This window comes from Muricauda brasiliensis (genome assembly GCF_003057865.1).
GTDB classification, from domain to species: Bacteria; Bacteroidota; Bacteroidia; order Flavobacteriales; family Flavobacteriaceae; genus Flagellimonas; species Flagellimonas chongwuensis.
On the sequence record NZ_QBTW01000037.1, the window covers coordinates 1 to 1,790 of the forward strand.

General features: G+C 43.2%; 1 protein-coding gene. It reads left to right on the top strand.

Annotated elements, in window-relative coordinates; genetic code table 11:
* Positions 1-79 precede the first annotated feature (79 nt).
* Positions 80-1,615 carry a BspA family leucine-rich repeat surface protein gene (locus DCK90_RS16825; protein ID WP_108247363.1) on the top strand — a complete coding sequence of 512 codons (1,536 nt, stop codon included), beginning with the start codon at positions 80-82 and terminating at the stop codon, positions 1,613-1,615.
* The last annotated feature ends 175 nt before the right edge of the window (positions 1,616-1,790 follow it).

Genomic DNA, 1,790 nt, shown 5'->3' on the forward strand with positions numbered 1-1,790 from the left:
GGGGCATACGTCAATTGGTGGCCAAAAACTTCGGCAGAACCCCCGAAATTGTCGCGATTAACATAAAAATTATATTGCGATGAAATTAAAACACGCACTTTTATCCATTTTTACGATTGCCCTGATCTGGTCTTGTGGTAAGGACGATTCCCCGGCCACGCCTCCGGTTACGGAAGAAGAAAACAGCGTTCCGGTAATAGCCGCAAAGACCTTTACCGTGGCGGAGACCATTTCCGATACCGAGGTGATCGGTACAGTAACCGCTACCGACAAAGATGAAGATGATACCCTTACCTTTACCATTGAAGCAAACAGCGATGCCCTGTTCGAGATCACTGCTTCGGGCGACCTGAGCTTGGCAAGCGGTAAAACGCTGGATGCAGCCACCAAGGAACAGCACGCCATTACGGTGAAGGTGGACGATGGCGAGGACACGGCAAGCGCCACGATTACCATAAAAGTAACTTCCGAAGAAGTGCCCGAGACCAACGAGGCACCCGAGATGCTCGACCAAGAGTTTAAAGCGAACGAGGATATTGACAATGCTTATGAGATTGGCATACTTGTGGCCACCGATGCGGACGATGACCCCCTTACCTTTGAACTAAAAGAGAATGACAACGACCTGTTTATGCTCTCTGAAAGCGGCATATTGACCCTTGCCGAAGGCAAAACGCTGGATTACGAGACCGCGACCTCACACAGCATAACGGTAAGCGTAACCGATGGAGAGGAAACCGTAGAAGCGACCATAACCATAACTGTTGAGAACGTTATCGATAGTATGTTCGAAGATCCTGCGTCTTTTGTAACTACATGGAAAACTGAAACGGATGGTGAGGAAATACGGATTGGAAGTTGGAATCTTTACAATTATGATTTTACCATTGATTGGGGTGATGGAACTTCAGAGGACATTATTCAGGCTGATGTTTCAGGTTTTTCACATATATATGATAAAGCAGGCACCTACAAAGTAGCTATTCAGGGGGATTTTCCATATATTTATATGAATGCTCAAAATGCTACATCTAAAAAACTAATGAGCATAGAGCAATGGGGTGACATTTCATGGAAAAGAATGGATAACGCATTTAACAGTTGTAGCAATATGATTTACAATGCAACCGATGCCCCGAATTTATCTGAGTTGAGTTCTTTTAGTATGAACTCTATGTTTCTAAATGCAACTTCTTTTAATGGAGACTTGAGCGAGTGGGATGTGTCAAAAGTTATCAATATGTCAAATATGTTTGAAGGTGCGACTTCGTTTAATGGTGATATCAGTAACTGGAATGTTTCCAATGTAACCAATATGGATGCCATGTTTTTCGAGGCCTCGGCATTTGATCAAGACTTGGGCGGTTGGGAGATTGGTAAAGTAAACTCAATGGCCAATATGTTCGATAACAGTGGCATGTCCACAGAAAACCTAAATGCCACTATAATTGGTTGGCATGCTTATGTTTCAGATAATGATGGACCGTCGGGTATTACATTTGGAGTTGATGGTTTGGCGATATGTGGCGAAGCTGCATTTCTTGGTGTCGATCTTGAAAATACCTATGGGTGGGATTTTACAGGAACCCTTACATCACAAGCCGAATGTAATTAATTATTGAAATAGCAATTTTTCATACTATTTGTTTTTAGAAGAGACCGGGAGGGCCAAGTGCTTTCTCGGTTATTCTTTTTTAGAAGTCAGAAGTCAGAAGTCAGAAGTCAGAAGTCAGAGGTCAGAAGTCAGAAGTCAGAAGTCAGAAGTCTGATGTCTGAAATCAGAAGTCTGA